This is a genomic window from Olsenella sp. KH3B4, from assembly GCA_900111695.1.
GTDB lineage: Bacteria > Actinomycetota > Coriobacteriia > Coriobacteriales > Atopobiaceae > Tractidigestivibacter.
This window is the reverse complement of the sequence record FOHD01000003.1, coordinates 45,289-63,709: the sequence shown is the minus strand read 5'-3', so window position 1 is coordinate 63,709 and position 18,421 is coordinate 45,289. Positions and strand designations below refer to the sequence as shown.

General features: G+C 63.9%; 16 protein-coding genes. 8 read left to right on the top strand and 8 right to left on the bottom strand.

The genetic code is table 11. The annotated features are described in order from the left end of the window. Window positions 1–141: 141 nt before the first annotated feature. The 3 genes from BMX94_RS03685 (at window position 142) to mscL (ending at window position 2,747) form a co-directional block, all read left to right on the top strand. On the top strand, window positions 142–1,692 hold the full coding sequence (locus tag BMX94_RS03685; protein ID WP_091003720.1) for a carboxypeptidase M32: 1,551 nt from the start codon (window positions 142–144) through the stop codon (window positions 1,690–1,692). Window position 1,693: 1 nt separating this feature from the next. Further along, on the top strand, window positions 1,694–2,152 hold the full coding sequence (gene dtd, locus BMX94_RS03680; protein ID WP_091003717.1) for a D-aminoacyl-tRNA deacylase: 459 nt from the start codon (window positions 1,694–1,696) through the stop codon (window positions 2,150–2,152). 151 nt (window positions 2,153–2,303) lie between these two features. Further along, window positions 2,304–2,747, top strand: a complete 444-nt coding sequence (gene mscL / locus BMX94_RS03675) for a large conductance mechanosensitive channel protein MscL (RefSeq protein ID WP_091003714.1) — start codon at window positions 2,304–2,306, stop codon at window positions 2,745–2,747. Between the two features lie 314 nt (window positions 2,748–3,061). Here the strand turns inward: mscL and BMX94_RS03670 are convergent, their stop codons facing one another. From BMX94_RS03670 to BMX94_RS03650, 4 genes are all read right to left on the bottom strand, one after another. After that, a complete protein-coding gene (locus tag BMX94_RS03670; protein ID WP_091003711.1) occupies window positions 3,062–4,045 on the bottom strand; it encodes a type I phosphomannose isomerase catalytic subunit in 984 nt (327 codons plus the stop codon). A gap of 122 nt (window positions 4,046–4,167) precedes the next feature. Beyond that, window positions 4,168–5,568, bottom strand: coding sequence for a cation:proton antiporter (locus BMX94_RS03665; protein WP_091003708.1), 1,401 nt, complete (start codon window positions 5,566–5,568; stop codon window positions 4,168–4,170). A 36-nt stretch (window positions 5,569–5,604) separates the two neighbouring features. Further along, entirely contained in the window at window positions 5,605–6,213 is a 609-nt protein-coding gene (locus tag BMX94_RS03660) for a TetR/AcrR family transcriptional regulator (RefSeq protein ID WP_091003704.1), read from the bottom strand. A gap of 485 nt (window positions 6,214–6,698) precedes the next feature. After that, a complete protein-coding gene (locus BMX94_RS03650; protein WP_091003696.1) occupies window positions 6,699–7,355 on the bottom strand; it encodes an HAD family hydrolase in 657 nt (218 codons plus the stop codon). A gap of 123 nt (window positions 7,356–7,478) precedes the next feature. Here BMX94_RS03650 and BMX94_RS03645 point away from each other — a divergent pair, with 123 nt between their 5' ends. The 5 genes from BMX94_RS03645 to glpK all read left to right on the top strand — a co-directional run bounded on the left by BMX94_RS03645 (window position 7,479) and on the right by glpK (window position 13,136). Then, window positions 7,479–8,120, top strand: coding sequence for a glycerol-3-phosphate acyltransferase (locus tag BMX94_RS03645; protein WP_091003693.1), 642 nt, complete (start codon window positions 7,479–7,481; stop codon window positions 8,118–8,120). A 131-nt stretch (window positions 8,121–8,251) separates the two neighbouring features. Next, window positions 8,252–9,163, top strand: a complete 912-nt coding sequence (locus tag BMX94_RS03640; RefSeq protein ID WP_177171316.1) for a choline kinase family protein — start codon at window positions 8,252–8,254, stop codon at window positions 9,161–9,163. A gap of 86 nt (window positions 9,164–9,249) precedes the next feature. Beyond that, entirely contained in the window at window positions 9,250–10,467 is a 1,218-nt protein-coding gene (gene eutH, locus BMX94_RS03635; RefSeq protein ID WP_091003689.1) for an ethanolamine utilization protein EutH, read from the top strand. 162 nt (window positions 10,468–10,629) lie between these two features. Next, the gene (locus tag BMX94_RS03630; RefSeq protein ID WP_091003687.1) at window positions 10,630–11,640 is read left to right on the top strand and encodes an alpha/beta fold hydrolase; all 1,011 of its coding nucleotides are present in this window, start codon (window positions 10,630–10,632) and stop codon (window positions 11,638–11,640) included. Window positions 11,641–11,642: 2 nt separating this feature from the next. Next, on the top strand, window positions 11,643–13,136 hold the full coding sequence (glpK, locus tag BMX94_RS03625) for a glycerol kinase GlpK (protein ID WP_091003685.1): 1,494 nt from the start codon (window positions 11,643–11,645) through the stop codon (window positions 13,134–13,136). Between the two features lie 48 nt (window positions 13,137–13,184). Here glpK and BMX94_RS03620 read toward each other — a convergent pair whose 3' ends face one another. From BMX94_RS03620 to BMX94_RS03605, 4 genes are all read right to left on the bottom strand, one after another. Next, window positions 13,185–15,704 carry a homocysteine S-methyltransferase family protein gene (locus BMX94_RS03620; protein WP_091003682.1) on the bottom strand — a complete coding sequence of 840 codons (2,520 nt, stop codon included), beginning with the start codon at window positions 15,702–15,704 and terminating at the stop codon, window positions 13,185–13,187. 18 nt (window positions 15,705–15,722) lie between these two features. After that, the gene (locus BMX94_RS03615; protein WP_091003679.1) at window positions 15,723–16,430 is read right to left on the bottom strand and encodes a vitamin B12 dependent-methionine synthase activation domain-containing protein; all 708 of its coding nucleotides are present in this window, start codon (window positions 16,428–16,430) and stop codon (window positions 15,723–15,725) included. A gap of 4 nt (window positions 16,431–16,434) precedes the next feature. Beyond that, window positions 16,435–17,301: a methylenetetrahydrofolate reductase gene (locus tag BMX94_RS03610; RefSeq protein ID WP_091003676.1), complete on the bottom strand. Its 867-nt coding sequence runs from the start codon at window positions 17,299–17,301 to the stop codon at window positions 16,435–16,437. A 128-nt stretch (window positions 17,302–17,429) separates the two neighbouring features. After that, the gene (locus BMX94_RS03605) at window positions 17,430–18,275 is read right to left on the bottom strand and encodes an HAD family hydrolase (RefSeq protein WP_177171315.1); all 846 of its coding nucleotides are present in this window, start codon (window positions 18,273–18,275) and stop codon (window positions 17,430–17,432) included. Between the last annotated feature and the right edge of the window lie 146 nt (window positions 18,276–18,421).

The following is an 18,421-nucleotide window of genomic DNA, read 5'->3' as shown; positions in this document are numbered from 1 at the left end:
CAGAAGGAGCGGTGCCTGCCGCAATCGGCGGCGCACACGCAACGGCTACCGGCACGCGCACGGGGTGGCCACAGCCATGGGATACACTCGAAGTTCGTGCAGTCGGCTCTTTGCGCCCCACTGGGGCGGTCTGGAGGCATCATGGCAAACAACGCGCCCTCCGCGATCAACGCGGCGCTCCCCAATCCCAAGCAGGACATGGCAGAACTCGACCGGCTGGAGAGCCGTCGCTTCGCCCTTCGCTACGCATTGGACGAGATAGCGACCCTCGGCCCCTCCATCGACCCTCCCAAGGCCACGGAGGAGCGCGCGGAGGCATCCGCCGTCCTCGACGAGGAGGCAACGCGCCTGCTCTGCGCGCCGGAGGTTGGCCCTCTGCTCGACCGGCTGGAGTCTAACGCCGGCATCATCGGCGAGACACGCGCGGCACAGGTCAAGATCTTGAAGCGCGACCGCAACTCTCTGGTAGGCGTGCCTGCAGACGAGCGCGCGGCCTTCTGCCGTCTTGCCGTCGAGGCCAACGACGTCTGGCGTCGCGCCAAGGCCGCGAACGACTGGGCCAGCTTCGAGCCCTACCTCGATCGCCTCGTGGCCACCCGCGTGAGCATGGCGCATGCCATGAACCCGGACGCAGACCCCTACGACGTCTGGCTCGACCAGTACGAGCACGGCACGAGCCGCGTCTTCTACGACCCCTTCTTCAAGCAGGTAAAGACCTGCGTGGTCCCGCTTCTGGCCAAGTGCATGGCCGCGCCGAGAAAGCCCAGCCACCGCGTGGTTGACGGCACCTTCGACGAGCGCCGCCAGTGGGATCTTGCCCGCGACCTGGTGCGCCTCGAGGGCGTGGACACCGACGCCCTGTGGCTCGGCTCGACTGAGCACCCCTACACGGGCGGCCCGTCGACGGGCTTCGTGGCCATCGCGAGCCACGTGTACCCGGACAACGTGCTCTCCAACGTCTTCAGCATGCTCCACGAGGGCGGGCATGCCATGTACGAGCAGAACGTCGACCCCGCCTACCGCTTCACCTCGCTCAAGGGCGGCACCAGCTCCGGCATGCACGAGTCGCAGTCGCGCTTCTTCGAGAACTACGTGGGCAGGAGCGAGGCGTTCTCCGAGCAACTCGCGCGCCTTCTCGCCAAGCACTTCCCCGGACAGCTCGGCCGCATGACGCCTCACCAGCTCTACATGGCCGAGAACTGCGCGGAGCCGGGCCTCATCCGCTGCGACGCCGACGAGCTCACCTACCCCCTGCACATCCTGGTGCGCTACGAGATTGAGCAGCTGCTCTTCTCGGGCGAGGCGAAGGCTGCGGACGTACCCGGCCTCTGGGCAGACCGCTACCGTTCCTACCTGGGCGTGGAGGTGCCCAGCGACACCGAGGGAACCCTCCAGGACACCCACTGGTCCGACGGCGACTTTGCCTACTTCCCCACCTACGCGCTGGGCAGTGCCTTTGGAGCGCAGTTCAAGGCGGCGATGGTGCGCCAGGGCGTGGACTTTGACGGCTGCTGCGCCTCCGGAGACCTTGCGCCCATCCGCGAGTGGCTGCGCGCCAACATCTGGCACTGGGGCCGTGCCAAGGACTCCGCGCAACTCATCCGCATGGCGTGCGGAGAGAACTTCGAGCCACGCTACTACACCGACTACCTTGTCGAGAAGTTCTCTGCAATCTACGGGCTGGACAGGTAGCATGCGCGCACTGATTCAGCGAGTCGAGCGAGCGTCGGTCGAGGTGGACGGGAGCGAGGTTGGCTCATGCGGTGAAGGTTACCTCGTGCTTCTCGGCGTTGGCCCCAATGATGACGAGAACGTCACCAGGCGCATGTGGGAGAAGGTACGCAAGCTTCGCATCTGCGCCGACGAGAACGGTCGCACCAACCTCTCGCTTGTGGACGTGGGCGGATCGCTTCTTGTGGTGAGCCAGTTCACGCTCTACGCCGACGCGCGTCACGGCAACCGGCCGTCGTTTACGAATGCCGCCCCGGCAGAGCTTGCCAACCGTCTCTACGAACTCTTCTGCGAGCTTGCCGAGAAGGACCTGGGGCCAGGGCGTGTGGGCCGCGGCGAATTTGGCGCCCACATGCGCGTGGGCCTCATAAACGACGGGCCGTTCACCGTAATGCTCGACTCGGAGGAACTTGGGCTGTAGCGCCAGCCTTTTGGTCCGATTGATCGCGGTCAGACGTTGGTTCGACGCTTCCTTGCGTGGTAAAGTCTTTCAAGGTCGCTGACGACAGTGCCAGTTCGCACAAGGGCCAGACAGCGGCCCCAGGCTCATCAATACAGGAGAGGGGATCACCATGAAGGCTTTCTTCAGCGAGTTCCGGGCGTTCATCTTGCGCGGTAACGTGATGGACATGGCAGTCGGCGTGATTATCGGCGGCGCGTTCACGGCCATCGTCAACTCCCTGGTTGGTGACATCATCCAGCCGCTCATCTCGGGCCTCACGGGCGGCGGCGAGCAGATTGGCCTCGTGATCAACGTTGGCGCCGCCCAGCTCGACTTTGGCGCGTTCATCTCGGCCGTCATCAACTTCATCATCATTGCGTTTATCATCTTCTGCCTGGTCAAGAGCATGAACAAGCTCTCCGAGGAGGCGAAGAAGCTCGCCGGGAAGCAGGAGAAGGAAGAGGAGGCCGCGGCGCCCATCTGCCCGCACTGCCTCGAGGAGGTCAAGGCCGGTGCCACCCGCTGCCCGCACTGCGGCGGCGAGATCCCTGGCGGGGCGAAGCCCGCGGCATAGCAGCCGAGGCCTGCATCATAGTGAGAACCACGCCCAGCTAGGCGGTGGAATGGCAACGGCGCCCGGAGACTTTGGCCTCCGGGCGCTCTTCTGTTACTCCGAGGTGGTGTCATTCTCCCTCAGAGGGCAAACGAGAAGGAATTGGACACATAGCAGTGTTTTGACGCGAGATTATGTCGAATTCATTCTCAGCAGCACCACCGGGGGGCAGCTCCACCAGGGGCGGCACCACGGACCAGCGGCAGCTGCACCAGGGGCGACACCACCAGGGGCGACACCACCAGGGGCGGCACCACGGACCAGCGGCCCAGACCCTATGCGCGCTCGGGAAGATGCGAGGTAATGAGCGTCATCTCGCCCGTCAGGCGGATGTCGCCAGAGCCGGAGGGCGCTAGGAAGTGACTTCCCGCGCTCACGGCGTGCTCGACGCCGGCGCCATCGCGAACGCTGCCCGAGCCCTCGATCACCGAGAGGCACATGAACGGCCACGGCTGCGCAAGCGTCTTCTCGCCAGAGACGCGCACGCGCTCAACATCAAAGTTGGGGCAGGCCATAAGCTCGGTCACACCGTCTTCCTCGGGTGCGGTGACCTTGCCACTTGTGGGCGGAACCTGCTCATAGTCCACCACGTCGAGCGACTGCTTCACATGAAGCGGGCGCTTGGTACCGTCAGACTGAACGCGGTCGTAGTCGTACACGCGATAGGTGACGTCGGACGACTGCTGGGTCTCGAGGATGAGCGTGCCGCCCATGATGGCGTGCATGGTCCCCGGCTCGATGCGGAAGAAGTCGCCGGGATGGATGGGCACGTAGTTAAGCATGTCGCTCCAACGACCCTCGGAGATCATGGCCGCAAGCTCTTCTCGGCTCTTGGCGCGCTGCCCCACGATGATGCGCGTGCCTGGCTCGCAGTCGATCACGTACCAGCACTCGCGCTTGCCCAGCGAGCCGTTCTCGTGCTCGGCGGCATACGCGTCATCCGGGTGCACCTGCACCGAGAGGTTCTCGCGCGCGTCAAGGATCTTGATGAGCAGCGGGAAGCGGTCGCCCTTGGCACCAGCAAAGAGCTCGTGGCGTGCGTCCCAGAGCTCCGAGAGGTGCAAGCCGTCAAACTCGCCGCCGTCCACTACACAGTCGCCGTTGGGGTGAGCCGAGATACCCCAGCACTCGCCGATGGGGCCGTCCGGAATGTTGTAACCAAAGCGCTTCTCCAGCTCACGGCCGCCCCAGATCTTCCCATGGAAGATGGGTGTAAGAAAGATGAGGTCACGTGCCGTACTCGCCGCTGCATCAGACATATGAGCTTCCTCCCCAGAGCCACGTATACTGCGCCCATCATACGATTGCAGGCAGCGCAATCACCCACGAGCTGCGAAGCCCGTATCAATCATATGTAATTGGCACGGGTCAACCGGCACCATCAGACGTCAGGGCGGCCGGACGGGTCGTCGCTGGGCTCGTCTCCGCCATGGCGGGCGATGTACTCGGCAGATGAGAGGCCCCTTCCCTGCTCGCGCCTGCGACGGGCGCGAGCCGCCTCGAAGCGCCTGCGCGAGTTCTGCATGGCACGCCGCTGCCGCTCGAGGGCCTCGTTTGCGCTCTCCTCGCCCGAGACGATGCTGCTCAGGGCGTGAACGGGGTGCGCGGGCGCAGTCACGCGCACAAGCGAGGTGAGGACGGGCACCACAAGCACCGTGATGGCACCCGCCGTCACGAGGACCGACGCGTCCTGGCTGGTCATGGCACCCGCGTCCACCACAATCTGCGTAATGGCAACCACCAGCGGTAGCGCCATCACGCAGTAGGCCGTCGTCACAAAGCGCTCCTGCGGCTGCATCGTGCGGGTCTCGGGGTTCACGCGCAGCGAGATGGCCACGGAGACCCCGCGCACGGCCACCAGGAGCCCAATGAAGAGGAAGAGCAGGCCAGGGTCGGCAACGGCAGCCGAAAGATCGATGCCCGCCCCCGATATCACAAAGAACGCAGGGATGAGAAAGCCGTTGCCAATGGCCTCCAGGCGTGCCTCCAGATCCGTGCTGCCTTCGGGGAAGAAAACCCGCAGCACGAAGCCGGCGGCAAAGGCGCCAAGCACCGAGTCGAAGCCCGCCATCTCGGCGAGAAAGAGCAGAAACACAAGAAGGAGCACCACCAGGCGAAGCGGCGTTTGCGTAGAGGCACCGGCGCTCGACTTCACAAAGTCGCGGAAACGTGCGCCAATGCGGGCCGTAGACGTGGAGAGACGCGCGATGCGCACACAGACCAGAAGGAAGACCACAAGCACAACAACCGTGACGAGAAGCGACCTCGTAGAGAGCATGAGTGCCACCGCGATGACGGGCAGCACCTCGCCCGTGGCGCCATAGGCCGTGACCGCGCGTCCCACGCTCGTGTTGGTAAGGCCGCGGCTGCGCATGATGGGCGCAAGGGTGCCGTACGCCGTGGTGGTGAGCATGATGGCGAAGGCAATGCCTGCCATGCCAGTGAAGCGACTGAAGCCCGTGAGGCTCACGAGCGCGATTGCGGCTGCCAGCGAGGCACCCCAGCAGATGGAGGCATGACGCCCCATGGGGCCAACCAGCTCGGAGGGTTGTATCTCGTAGCCGGCAAGCAGAAAGAGGAAGGCCATGCCCAGCTCCGAGACAAGCGAGAGGGCGCCTCCGCTTGTCCTGATAACATCAATCCCATAGGGGCCGAGAAGCGCACCAGCAAAGACGAGAAAGACAACCTCCGGGATGGCTCTGCCGGGGACAAGGCTTGCCACAAAGGGGGCAAGCGCCGCCACCAGCATGGTCACAGAGAGCGAGAGGAGCTGGCTTACCATAGTGTTATCTCCTCTCGCTCTCCGTGAATTCTCGACTTACTTCTTGAGCGCGGCCTCCAGGCCACCACGCACGAAGGCAGACATCTCGGTCAGGTGGCGCGAGATGGCCTTGTGATCATCGTCGCTGGCGAGGATGTCAATGAAGGCATCCGCAGACATGGTAGCAAGGAGACGGGAAGAGAAACCGTCGGAATCCTTACCGTCCTTCTTGACCATGCGGCTCTCAATGCTTTCCGCAATCTCGGCAACCTTGGCATCAAGATACTTCTTGACCACGGGGTTGTCGCGATTGCTCAGGGCAATCTTGGGAACCAGCGGATACTGCTCGAGAAGCTCGGCCAAGCCGTCGGGCAGTTCCTCAACGTTGGTGGGCTCGCCCGTCCCATCGCAGATCACCGCAATGTCATGCTCAATCCAAGTGGCGAGGATTGCAGGCAGCTCACTCATCAGGGGAGAGACAACGCTGTTGAACAGGTCTTCCTTGCTATCAAAGAAGAAATACAATGCTCCCGTGGTCACACCGGCCTTTGAGCAAATCTGGCGCAGGGACGCTCCCTCGTATCCGTACTCGGCAAATTCCTCTGTGGCTGACGCGATGAGCCCCCGCTTGGTCTCCCCGCTGTCAGTCTGGGCCTTTCTCGACATTTGGCTACCGCCTTTTCCCTCTTTAGCGCGTGGCTAGACAGTGCTAATGCCGCCTTGGCACTAGCCCATAGCTGCAGTGCATTATGAGCACAACACGTTGTTTAAATAGCGTAAGAAGTGCAGCATTTGATAGAAATTCAAGAAACTTCCCCTTGGCTTACTTCCGCCTCCTAGGGCCTGGCGTCTTGAGGCCGTAGGAAGTGGTCGCAAACGTTGCCTTGGCGAAGGTATTCTTTCCCGTATCGATCGACAACGGGCACCAGGTCATCGGGGCTTTTTGCAAAAAACATGTCCGGCTCTTTGTACACATGCGGCACCGCAAGCGTGAAGCCGCGGCTGCAGGAGCCTTGGTACAGACCGGTCTCCTTGTTTATGGCAAACGAGCAATAGATGCACTCGGAGCAATGAAAACCACCCATGGGACCCTCCCCAATACAAGACAGAAGAAGCACGAACGCCTGGGGCTCTGCCCACTCGCCCGCTGATTAGCCTATTTCGCCACAGGCGAGAAGGTCGCGCACCTCGAGCAGGCTCGTGCACACACGAGAGGCAATAGACCTAATCTCGTCGTCGGGCTGGGCGAGGTCGGGGACCATCACGGTGAAAAAACCTCCTGCAGCTCCGGCACGCACCCCGTTGAATGAGTCCTCGAGCACCATCGTGCGCGACGGCGCGGTCCCCAGACGTCGCGCCGCCTCGAGAAAGATGTCGGGCGCAGGCTTCGCATGGGAGACGTCGCTCGTTGGAACGATGACCTGGAAGCTGTTGGTGGCACCAATGAAGCGCAGGTTGCGATCGATGCCCTCCTTCGAGGACGACGAGGCGACGGCGCAGGGCACGTTTCTCTCCCCTAGGTAGGCGAGAAGCTCGTCGAGACCAGGCTTCTTCTCAACCCCCTGGGAGAAGATCTTCTCGGCAAGGGACGAGAAGTACGCCCAAAACGCCTTGGTGTCGAGCTGAGGGCTTACCATCTCGCGAAGGATGCGGGTGGCCGTGTCGCCAGCCGAACCTCGCACCGCGTCGGCGATGCCTGGGGGAACGGGATAGCCAAAGTGGGCAAGGGCCGGCTCCCAGCACTCCATCCATACAGGCTCGGTATCGACCATCAAGCCGTCCATGTCGAAAATGACTCCGTCGAACATGTGGTGCATCCCTTCTATCGTTTTCCCAGGCACACCCAAGGTTGAAGGGTACCCTAACTGGAAAGTCTCAAAAGCCCCTTCACTTCATCGATACCTAATCTTGTTCAAGGGAGGCTGACTGTGATGCCAGGGGTGATAACGGAAGTGGCCGGCTCGCTTGCGATGGGCTACGTATGCGGGTCTTTTCTCACGGCAGAGCTGGTTAGCAAGCGCGTAAGCGGCAAGAGCGCCTTTGACGTGGGACAGGGCAACCCCGGCATGGCCAATATGGGGGCAACCTACGGAACTCGCTGGGCAGCGGTCACGCTGGCCGGCGACATTGCCAAGACCATCCTTGCGTTTGCGTTGGCCCGCGCCCTCTTTCCCAACACGGCAGACGTCGCGGGCACGGCCGCAGCCACGGGGGCCACGCTCGGGCACGTGTTTCCCGCCTGGCATCGCTTCCGCGGCGGGAAGGGCGTGGCTACGACCTGCGCGGGAATCATCCTCGTCACGCCGGTGGCGGGAGGAATCGCCGCCGTGGCAGGCCTTCTCGTCGTGCTCTTTGGCGGCTACCTCTGCCTGGGCGCGCTTGTCATCCCCGCGGCGTGGCTCGCCATCGAGCTCGCGTGCGGAAACACGGCACACGCGGTTGCCGGGGCAGTCCTCGTGGCCGTTGCGCTCTGGTGCCACGCAGGTCCGGCGGCAGGCATCAGAACCGGGGCAACCCCACGTGCATCCATCAGCGAGAAGTTCCTCTCGGTCTTGTTTGGAAAGAGGCGCTAGGCCTTTCGTAATTGTCTGTCGATGCCGTGGCAAGTCGCTCTCTCTTGGAAATGTTCAGGACTTACGTTATCTTTATAAACAATGAACAATACCCATACATTCGCCAATGCGTGGCGACCAAGGAGAGAGCCATGTCAGACACAACGCCCACGACTGGGCTCACGGACATCGAGACGCTCGGCAACATCTGTGCGACCCTCGGTTGCGCACCAGACGATGTCACGGAGTTCTCCCCCATCCAGGAGGGACTCACCAATGACTCCTTTCGCTTTGTCGCCAAGGGGAAGGCCTATGTCTACCGCAAACCAGGCGCCGGAACCGAGAAGATCATCAGCCGCGAGGGAGAAGCCTTCGCCCAGGGCGTCGCCGCCAAGCTTGGACTCGACCGCACCTTCATCTACGAGGACCCCAGGCGTGGCTGGAAGATCTCTCACTACATCGATGGCTGCGTTCCCTTCGACTACCACAACACAGAGCACGTGGGGCGCGCCATGGAGATGGCAAGGCAGCTCCACTCCTGTGGCGTCGCGTCCAAGTGGAGCTTCGACGTCTTCGAGAACACCTGTGGCATCCTCGATCTTCTGAGCGAGGAGGAGAAGGGTCGCTACAAGGACTTCAATCAGATTCGAGCCCTCATCGACGGCCTCGAAAAACGCGTCCGCGCAACCTCGGGAGCGCCGGTCCTCTGCCACAACGATTTCTACAATCCCAACTTCCTGGTGAGGGGCGAGGAGATCTCGCTCATCGACTGGGAGTATTCCGGCATGTCCGACTACGCGAGTGACCTCGGGACCTTCATCTGTTGCAGCGACTACAGCTACGACGAGGCGCGTGACGTGCTCCGCGAGTACTTCCAGCGCGAGCCAAGCGCAGCCGAGCTCTTCCACTGCATCTCGTATGTGGCATTTGCCGCCTGGTATTGGTTCGTATGGGCACTCTACAAGGACCAGTGCGGTGACCCGGTGGGAGACTGGCAGGACCTCTGGCATCGCTACGCGTCCGAATACGGCAGGCGCGCGGAACAGCTGGGATCAAAGATCTAGAAACGCGAGAGAAGCAACAGGCGCGCCAGGCTGGCACCGTTCATGCGAGCCAAGCCTTCGCGTGCCTTTGAACCGTTGGGAGCAGCATGGAAGTCTTTGGCAGGGTCGTAGTCTTCATCATCATGGGTTGCGCGGCGGCGGGGTGCATTGCCTCGATTGTGCGTCCCGAGAGCGAGCTGGGCAAGGAGTTCGTCGCGGGCATAGACTCCATTGGCCCCATCTTCTTGCCGGTCGCGGGCATCATGGCGTCCGCCCCCTACCTCACCGCGTTCGTCTCGACGGTCTTTGGGCCCCTCTTCGGCGCCCTCGGTGCCGACCCCGCCATGGCAGCCACGACCTTCATTGCCGTGGACATGGGTGGCTATCAGCTGGCAGACGCCCTCGCGCAGACGAGGGAGAGCTGGATCATGGCCATGATGACCGGCTACATGGCAGGTGCGACCATAGTCTTCACCGTGCCCGTAGCGCTCAAGATGCTCGAGGTAAAGGACCGCAAGTATCTCGCTCTCGGCGTCATGAGCGGTCTTCTCGCCATCCCCATTGGCGTATTTGTGGCGAGCGCCGTCATCGCGATCGCTAACCCTGTTATTCGCGAGACGGTCTCGACCAACGCCGCAGCCACCTATCAGCTGGCTCTCACGTGGTCCCAGATTGCCCACAACCTGGTACCGCTCATCATCATCTGCGTGGCGCTGGCCGTTGGTCTCGCCACTAAACCCGACGCCATGATCCGCGGCTTCATCGTCTTTGGGCGCGTGCTCGACAGCTTGCTCAAGGTGGTCTTTGTCGTGGTTGTCATCGAGTACTTCACCGGGCTCTTCTCTACCATCTTTGGGGCCTTTGGCTTTGACCCCATCATTGCGGACGAGCAGGACCAGTTCCGTGCGCTGGAAGTCTCCGGAGCCATTGGCATGATGCTCTGCGGCGCCTTCCCCATGGTATGGCTCATCAAGACCTACCTCGCCAAGCCCCTCTCGAAGATTGGCCACGCGGTGGGCCTGAGCTCCGATGCCACCGCCGGGCTTCTCGCCGCCTCTGCCAACGTGCTGGCTGCCCTTGCCATGGTCAAGGACCTCAAGGCGCGCGACAAGGTCATCGTGATCTCCTTCAGCGTGTGCTGCGCCTTCCTGTTTGGCGACCACCTCTCCTTCACCGCCAACTTCCAGCCCACGCTCATCGTGCCCGTGCTCCTGGGCAAGCTTGCGGGCGGTATCTGCGCGGTCTTCTTTGCGACTCGCCTGGCAATCCGAAAGGCCGAGGAACTCGAGGCGCACGACCTCGCAACGGATAAGCTCCAAGGCTAGCGGGACGTCCTTCGGGTCTCCTCGCTGCCGCATGCCCGCAACCACTCGCCGGCAACGCTGGCCCACACGCAGCCCCGTTCTGCGCGGCCACGGACATCTGCCCGCCCCTCCCACGGCGGCAAACAATAATGTTTGCTCAGCCACGACGGAGGAAGGGGCAGCATGTCCACAGAGGTCACCCGAGAGCGCTTCACGTTCCCCTCGACAGACGGTGCATCGACCATCAGCGCATGTGCGTGGTGGCCAGTGGGAATGGGGCCGGATGAGGCAGAGGGAACGCCATCACCCCGCGGGGTCGTGCAGCTCGTCCATGGCATGGCCGAGCACATCGACCGCTACGACGCCTTTGCCCGCTTCCTCGCTTCCCACGGGCTTCTCGTCGTGGGGCATGACCAGATTGGCCACGGCCGCTCCTGCTCGCCCGAGCACTGGGGCGAGCTGCCCGTTGGACGCGGGGCCAGGGCACTCGTGGAGGACATAGACGTCCTTCGCCACATGACGCAGGAGCGCGTGGCTCCGGGAACCCCCTACATTGTCTTTGGCCACAGCATGGGCAGCTTTGAGGTGCGCTCCTATATCGCGCACCACGGCGAGGGGCTTGCGGGCGCCATCATCTGCGGCACCGGCTTTCTCCCTGCCGCTGCATCGGGTGCGGCCCTCAAGATCACATGGCTCGAGTCGTTCCTCAGGGGCGCCGATCATCGCTCCTCCTTTGTCGACTCCATGGGGGCGGGCGGCTACGGCAAGGCCATCCCCAATGCCCGGACCAACCTCGACTGGCTCTCCCGCAACCGCAAGAACGTCGACGACTACATCGCAGACCCCTCCTGCGGCTTCATGTTCTCGGTGGGGGCCTACCACGAGGTCGCCGTTCTCACCTCCGAGGTCAACTCCCCCACCTGCGCCGCAAGCGTCCCGCACGGCCTGCCGTTGCTCTTCATTGCCGGTGCCGAGGACCCGGTTGGCGATAACGGCGAGGGCGTCGAGAAGGCCGCGGCCCTTGCCCGCGGTGCCGGCTCTACGGACGTCGAGGTGAAGATCTATCCGCGCATGCGTCACGAGATCCTCAACGAGACTGGTCACGAGCAGGTCTTTGCCGACGTGCTGGCGTGGGTCGAGAAGCGCGTGGCACCGGCCTCCACGCCGCAGGCCACCTCCGCCGAGGAGGCCTAGCCATGGCGACCGAGAAGTACGTCATCGCACTTGACCAGGGCACCACCTCAAGCCGCGCCGTTCTCATCAACCGCGCAGGGCGCATGGTCGACTGCGTGCAGCGCCCCTTCCAGCAAATCTTCCCGCGTCCCGGCTGGGTTGAGCACAATCCGCAGGACATCCTGTACTCGCAGCTCGGCTCGCTCACAGAGCTTCTCGCCAAGCGCGGCCTCACGGCCGAGGACATCGATTCCATAGGCATCGACAACCAGCGCGAGACCACCATCGTGTGGGACCCCACAACCGGGCAACCCGTCTACAACGCCATCGTCTGGCAGTGCCGGCGCACGGCAGACCTCGTGGAGCAACTCTGCGGCACACCTGAGGCGCGCCAGATGATCCAGGAGAAGACGGGGCTTCTCCCCGACGCGTACTTCTCGGCCAGCAAGATCCGCTGGATCCTCGACAACGTTCCCAGCGCCCGTGAGCGCGCCGAGGCGGGCGAGCTGTTCTTTGGCACCGTTGACACCTGGCTCGTGTGGGTGCTCACCGGTGGCCTGGTGCACGCGACGGACGTTACCAACGCCAGCCGCACGATGCTCTACAACATCCACGATAACTGCTGGGACAAGGAGCTGCTCAACCTCTTTGGGATTCCGCTCTCCATGATGCCCGAGGTTCGGCGCTCGAGCGGCTCGTTTGGCGAGACAAGCTATCCCGGCGTGCCCGCAGGCATCCCCATCACCGGCGTGGCGGGCGACCAGCAGGCAGCCCTCTTTGGCCAGTGCTGCTTCGAGGCCGGTCAGGCCAAGAACACATACGGCACCGGCTGCTTCATGCTCATGCACACCGGCCATGAGGCACGGGCGAGCAAGAGCAACCTGGTCACGACCATCGTCGCCTCGGCACCCAACGTGGAGGGTACCGAGTACGCGCTCGAGGGCTCCGTCTTTGTGGCGGGCGCACTCATCCAGTGGCTTCGCGACCAGCTGGGCATTGTCCAGAACGCCGCCGACACCGAGTGGATGGCGAAGAGCGTGGAGGACACGGGCGGCGTCTACATCGTCCCGGCGTTCACGGGCCTTGGGGCTCCCTGGTGGAACCCGGACGCACGCGGGGCAATTCTCGGCATCACACGTGGAACCACGCGCAACCACATAGCTCGCGCGGCGCTCGAGGCGCTTGCGTACCAGATCTATGACCTCGCCGATGCCATGGCCAAGGACGCCGGACACCCGCTGGGCGTGCTCAACGTCGATGGCGGCGCCAGCGCGAACAGCTTCCTCATGCAGTTCCAGGCAGACATCCTGGGATGCGAGCTGAGAAGGCCGGAGAACACCGAGACCACCTCGCTCGGCGCGGCGTTCCTCGCTGGGCTTGCAACCGGCTACTGGAGCGGCACCGACGAGCTCAAGGCACTGCACGAGACGGACGACGTGTTCCATCGCCAGATGGACCCCGCGCGCGTCGAGAAGCTCGTGGCCGGCTGGCACGACGCCGTGCACCGCGTGATGTAGGGGCGTTGCCGCGTCGCACGTCGGCTGGCACGCGACGCGGCAAGAGCCCTACCCCAAAACCTCCGCCGCAATGCGGGCAGTCTCGGTGGCGTCCTTCGCGTAGAAGTCGGCGCCAACCATCTTCGCGTACTCGGGGTTGAGCACGGCGCCACCAACCACCACCTTGCACCAGGGCGCCTCCTTGCGGAGGAGCTCGATGGTCTCGGCCATGGCGGGAACCGTCGCGGTCATGAGGGCAGAGAGCCCGCAGAGCAGCACGTGGTCTTTGACCACAGCGTCTGCCACCGCCTGGGGCGGCACGTCCCTGCCCAGGTCAATCACGTTGTATCCGTAGTTCTCGAGCAGCATGCGCACGATGTTCTTGCCAATGTCGTGAATGTCGCCGTGAACGGTGCAGACCACGATGGAGCCCTTCTCGGGCACGTTCGCGCCCTGACCGCTGGCATCCACGGCCTTCTTGATGGTCTCGAATCCGGCCTTGGCCGCCTCCGCCGAAGCCATGAGCTGCGGCAGGAAGAAGACGCCCTTCTCGAAGCGCTCGCCCACCACGTCAAGTGCGGGGATGAGCACCTCGTTGATGGCGTACATGGGGTCGTGCTCGGCGATGACCTGGGCGACAACTTCGGGCATGGGGCCCTTGCGGCCGGCGAGCACCAGTTCTCGGGCGCGGGCAGCGGGATCCGTGGGTTCGGCGGGCGTTGCGGCAGGGACGGCAGAGGCATTGGCCGGAGACGCAACGGCCTTCTCCGCCGACGCGGGAGTGCGGTCGCTCCTCTCGGCGTAGTTGGCCACAAAGTACTGGGCGCTCTCGTCCTCGCCCGAGAGCACGCGCCAGGAGTCGACCACGTCCATCATGCGGGTAAGGCAGGGGTTGATGATGGCAAGGTCAAGACCAGCCGAGAAGGCCGCGGCAAGGAACGTTCCGTTCACAAGGGGCCTGAAGGGCAGGCCAAAGCTGATGTTGCTCACGCCCAGCACGGTGCGCACGCCAGGCAGCTCCTGCTTGACCAGACGAATGGCGTCGAGAATGGCCCGGGGCTGGGTCTGGTCGGTCGAGGCTGCCATGGTGAGGCAGTCTATGACCACGTCGTGGCGCGGGATGCCCAGTCGCTCGCACTCTCGCACAATCTTCCTGGCGATGGCCAGGCGGCCCTCTGCCGTGGCGGGAATGCCATCCTCGTCAAGCGTGAGCCCCACCACCGCACAGCCATAGTGCTTCACGATGGGCAGCACGTCCGCCATCGTCTGGGCCTTGCCGTTGGTGGAGTTGATGAGCGCCTTGCCAGGGTAGCTACGAACGGCGGCCTCGATCACGGTTGGGTCAGCCGCGTCAATCTGCAGGGGCAGCGTGCTCACGCCCTGGAGCTCCGAGACGAGCTGGCACATCACGGCTCGCTCGTCTATCTCGGGAAGCCCAGCGTTCACGTCGAGGATCTGCGCCCCCGCACGGCCCTGCTCGATGGCCATGTTCATTACGTAGTCGTGATCGCCCGAGCGCAGCGCCTCCTTCATCAGGCGCTTGCCTGTGGGGTTGATGCGTTCACCAATGACGCCCACCTGGCCGTAATCAAGCGAGCAGATCTCCTGTGCGCTCGACACGGCAAAGCTGTCGCGCACGCGGCGCTCCGCGGGGACGCGTCCGGCGAGAAGCTCGTGCTCGCGGGCTATGTGCTCGGGAGTGGTTCCGCAGCAGCCGCCAATCACGGTGACGCCCGCATCGAGCATGCCCGCCACCGCCTCTGCGTACTCCTCCGGCCCCACGTCGTAGGTGGTCGCGCCATCCACCACGTGCGGCAGGCCGGCGTTGGCCTGCGCCATCACGGGACAGGATGCCCACGGAAGCATCCGCTCGACAAGCGGCGCCACGGTTGCAGGGCCAAGGCCGCAGTTGATGCCCACGACATCCGCTCCCAGAGAGGAAAGCGTGACCGCAGCGGCCTCGGGCATGGTGCCCAGGAACGTGCGCCCGTCCTCACCAAAGGTCATGGTCACAAACGCAGGCAGGTCGGAGTTCTCGCGCACGGCGAGCAGCGCCGCCTTGGCCTCGGCAAGGTCGGCCATGGTTTCGATCACAAAGAGGTCCGCTCCGGCTGCATCGGCGGCGCGCACCTGCTCGGCAAAGAGGTCGTATGCGTCGTCGAAGGGAAGCGGACCCATGGGCTCGAGAAGCTGGCCCGTGGGACCAAGGTCCGCCGCCACGTAGCGGGCGCCGGCATTGCGCGCACAAGACACCGCCGCCGTGAAGACCTCGCCCACGCTTGCGGCGTCTCCCAGCTTGGCCGCGTTGGCACCAAAGGTGTTGGTGGTCACGACCTCGGCACCGGCGGCGACATAGGCAGCGTGCACCTCGCGGATCTCGTCGGGGTTGGTAATGCAGAGCAGCTCTGGCAGCTCTCCGGCCGCAAGCCCACGAGCCTGCAGCTGCGTGCCCATGGCACCGTCAAAGAGCAGGAACTCCTCGCCACGCAGAACGGCAGCGAGGTGCTCGTCTCGCACGCGGCGCGAGCGGGGAACAAGTCGGTCCTTGGGCCAGCGCGCATCTCCCGCATGGGGTCCTTTGGCGCTCATGGGCAGCTCCTCTCGCCGCTAGCCGCGGCAGGTATGGCCTGTTGGCCGAATGGTGCAGAAGTCGAAGCAGGGACATCCCGCGCAGCTTGCATGCGTGGATGACTGGATGGTCTCGAAGAGCCCCACCACGGCGGTCACGCTCTTGGTGGGCACCATGAGCAGGGTGTTTGTAAGAGTGATGCCCAGTTGGCGCTGGGCGTCGAGAGCCTGCAGGAGCACAGGTTGCGTAGTCATGGGCATATCGCCATAGCCGGGGCTAAACCGGAAGTTGGCAAAGAGCCCGCGTTCGTGTCCTGCGGCGACGATGGACGCCTCGCAGGCGTCTGCCGCGCGCTCGACCAGCGTTGTGGCGGCAGCGTCAAAGACAACCTGCCCCACGCGGTCGGTGAGCGAGAGGCGCCGCAGCTCGCGCTCGACCCCCATGCCCACGGTCACCGCCATGACGCCAACCGCAACGGCCCCGTCCATGTGCTTCTGCATGGAGGTGCCGAGAAGCTCCAGCGACGTGCCAGAAAGACGCACGAAGGGCGTGCCGTCATCCTTGGCACCGCGGCCCCCCACCTCAAAGACGCGCCAGACGCCTCGGGGTGCGCCAATGGAGAGGCAGCGCGCCATACCGTCGTCGATGCGCCCCTCGAGCTCGGGCGTCATGCTCTGGCCGGCATAGCCCATGTAGCGCAGGACCTCGGAGCGGTCGATGGAGTCTATGGCATACGACTCAACCATCGAGCTACCCCAGGTATCCCATGTTGGCAAGGGCGTCGTGGGTGGCGCGGGCAATCTCCGGGTGGTTCATGCTGTAGATGTGGATGCCGTCGACGCCGTTCTTGGCAAGGTCGCAGATCTGCTCGCACGCATACTCGATGCCCGCGCGAGCCTGGTCCTTGGGATCGTCTCCCGCACGCACGAGGCGCTTCACGACCTTGGCGGGGATGGATGCGCCGCAGTTGAACGCCATGCGCTGAATCTGCTTGACGCTCGTGAAGGGCATGATGCCCGCGACGACGGGAAGCTTGATGCGATAGCGGAGGCACTGCTCACGGAAGCGGTAGAAGTCATCGTTGTCGAAGAAGAGCTGCGACACCAGGAAGTCTGCCCCCGCCTCCTGCTTGATGCACAACGCACGCATGGACTCGTCGAGCGATGCGGACTCCACGTGACCCTCGGGGTAGCACGCGGCGCCAATGCACAGCGACGGAGCCGTCTTGCGAAGGTGCGCGATGAGGTCGGAGGCGTGAGCAAAGTCGACCACGCCCACGCCAGGCCTGTGATCGCCACGAAGCGCAAGCACGTTCTGGATGCCCGCGGCGCCCAGGCTGTCCACGTAGGCGTCAACGTCGGCGCACGTCGCCCCCATGCAGGTGAGGTGTGCCAGCGCGGTAACCCCAAGCTCGCCCTCGATCCTGGCAGCGATGGGCACCGTGTTCGCCGAGTTGCCCGAGCCGCCCGCAGAGTACGTCACCGAAATCCAATCCGGCTTGTTCTCCGCGATCTGGGAGGCAACGCGGTATGCCTCCTCGAGCGGCATCTCCCCCTTGGGCGGGAAGATCTCGAACGAGAGCGTCTGCCCCGCCGCGAGCTTGTCGGTAATTCTCATGGCTCCCCAATCGCACAGAAATGACCCCGAGCTTGTAACAACACATGGTAGCCCCGGCTTGCCCTGAGCTGCTGCCGGTTTACGAGATGGCTACGAGAAGAACCGCTTAGAACGGACGCGCGCCGTCCCTAATCGCGCATGAACGAGGGCATCTTGCCCGCCGCGGTGGAGCGGGCAATGTCAAAGATGGCATCTGCCACCGCGTCCTCGTCCGCCCGGCCTATGTGCCAACGCGCAGCGCCAAAGGCAACCGGCGTGGCGTTGGCAACCGCAACGGAGTTCGAGAAGCGCATAAGGAGGGGGAGGTCGTTCTCGGCATCGCCAAAGCAGCAGACCTCGTCGTTCGTGAGGCCAAGATTACGCGCGAGCCACTCTCCTGCCACGCCCTTGTCCCAGCCCGCAGGCAGGATATCGATGTGCGGACGTTCCTGCATGGGGAAGACAAAGTCGAACTCGGGACAGTCGTTCTTGAGGGCAGTGCGCACTTCTCGGCCACGCACGAAGTCTCCCACCACACGCACGTTCGCCTTCACCACGGGACGGTCGGGCACCTCGTCGACGCTGCCCGTCACGGCAAAGAAGTACGGAACTCGGTACTTCTCGAGGTAGTCGGAGGGGGCTCTCACCGCGTACTGCTCGCCTGTGTCCACGTAGTCAACAACGAGCCACGCATCGTCCATGCTGTCGAGAAGATCCGCGCAACGGCGAAGCGCCCCTAGGTCGAGAGGAACCTCATGGACGAGCTTGCCGTCCACGTAGATGAGCTGCCCATTGTCTGCCAGCACCGTTGCGAGGCAGGCCTCGTCGTTATCGAACATCCAAGGAAGCGCCGATGGAGCCCTCCCCGTAGCGGGAGCAAAGTGCACACCAGCGGCCTGGGCCGCGTGGATGGCCGCACGGGCGTGCGGCGTGACGATGTGCTCGCCGGCCCATGCCAGCGTGTTATCCAAATCTGAAAGGATGAGCTTTATCATGCTTCCCCCCAAACGGCCGTGGCCGAGGCGCATACAGGCCTTGCCCCACGAGTGTAACGCGATGCAAACGCACCGTCGTTGCGGCCGTCAAGCACCCCGACGTAGGGGGAGACGACCGGGGCGCGAGGCCGCGCACTCGAAGGGCA

Excerpts from the sequence above, each read along its gene's own strand:
- BMX94_RS03685 (WP_091003720.1), top strand. The coding sequence starts at position 142 with ATGGCAAACAACGCGCCCTCCGCGATCAACGCGGCGCTCCCCAATCCC.
- dtd (WP_091003717.1), top strand. The coding sequence starts at position 1,694 with ATGCGCGCACTGATTCAGCGAGTCGAGCGAGCGTCGGTCGAGGTGGAC.
- mscL (WP_091003714.1), top strand. The coding sequence starts at position 2,304 with ATGAAGGCTTTCTTCAGCGAGTTCCGGGCGTTCATCTTGCGCGGTAAC.
- BMX94_RS03670 (WP_091003711.1), bottom strand. The coding sequence starts at position 4,045 with ATGTCTGATGCAGCGGCGAGTACGGCACGTGACCTCATCTTTCTTACA.
- BMX94_RS03665 (WP_091003708.1), bottom strand. The coding sequence starts at position 5,568 with ATGGTAAGCCAGCTCCTCTCGCTCTCTGTGACCATGCTGGTGGCGGCG.
- BMX94_RS03660 (WP_091003704.1), bottom strand. The coding sequence starts at position 6,213 with ATGTCGAGAAAGGCCCAGACTGACAGCGGGGAGACCAAGCGGGGGCTC.
- BMX94_RS03650 (WP_091003696.1), bottom strand. The coding sequence starts at position 7,355 with ATGTTCGACGGAGTCATTTTCGACATGGACGGCTTGATGGTCGATACC.
- BMX94_RS03645 (WP_091003693.1), top strand. The coding sequence starts at position 7,479 with ATGCCAGGGGTGATAACGGAAGTGGCCGGCTCGCTTGCGATGGGCTAC.
- BMX94_RS03640 (WP_177171316.1), top strand. The coding sequence starts at position 8,252 with ATGTCAGACACAACGCCCACGACTGGGCTCACGGACATCGAGACGCTC.
- eutH (WP_091003689.1), top strand. The coding sequence starts at position 9,250 with ATGGAAGTCTTTGGCAGGGTCGTAGTCTTCATCATCATGGGTTGCGCG.
- BMX94_RS03630 (WP_091003687.1), top strand. The coding sequence starts at position 10,630 with ATGTCCACAGAGGTCACCCGAGAGCGCTTCACGTTCCCCTCGACAGAC.
- glpK (WP_091003685.1), top strand. The coding sequence starts at position 11,643 with ATGGCGACCGAGAAGTACGTCATCGCACTTGACCAGGGCACCACCTCA.
- BMX94_RS03620 (WP_091003682.1), bottom strand. The coding sequence starts at position 15,704 with ATGAGCGCCAAAGGACCCCATGCGGGAGATGCGCGCTGGCCCAAGGAC.
- BMX94_RS03615 (WP_091003679.1), bottom strand. The coding sequence starts at position 16,430 with ATGGTTGAGTCGTATGCCATAGACTCCATCGACCGCTCCGAGGTCCTG.
- BMX94_RS03610 (WP_091003676.1), bottom strand. The coding sequence starts at position 17,301 with ATGAGAATTACCGACAAGCTCGCGGCGGGGCAGACGCTCTCGTTCGAG.
- BMX94_RS03605 (WP_177171315.1), bottom strand. The coding sequence starts at position 18,275 with ATGATAAAGCTCATCCTTTCAGATTTGGATAACACGCTGGCATGGGCC.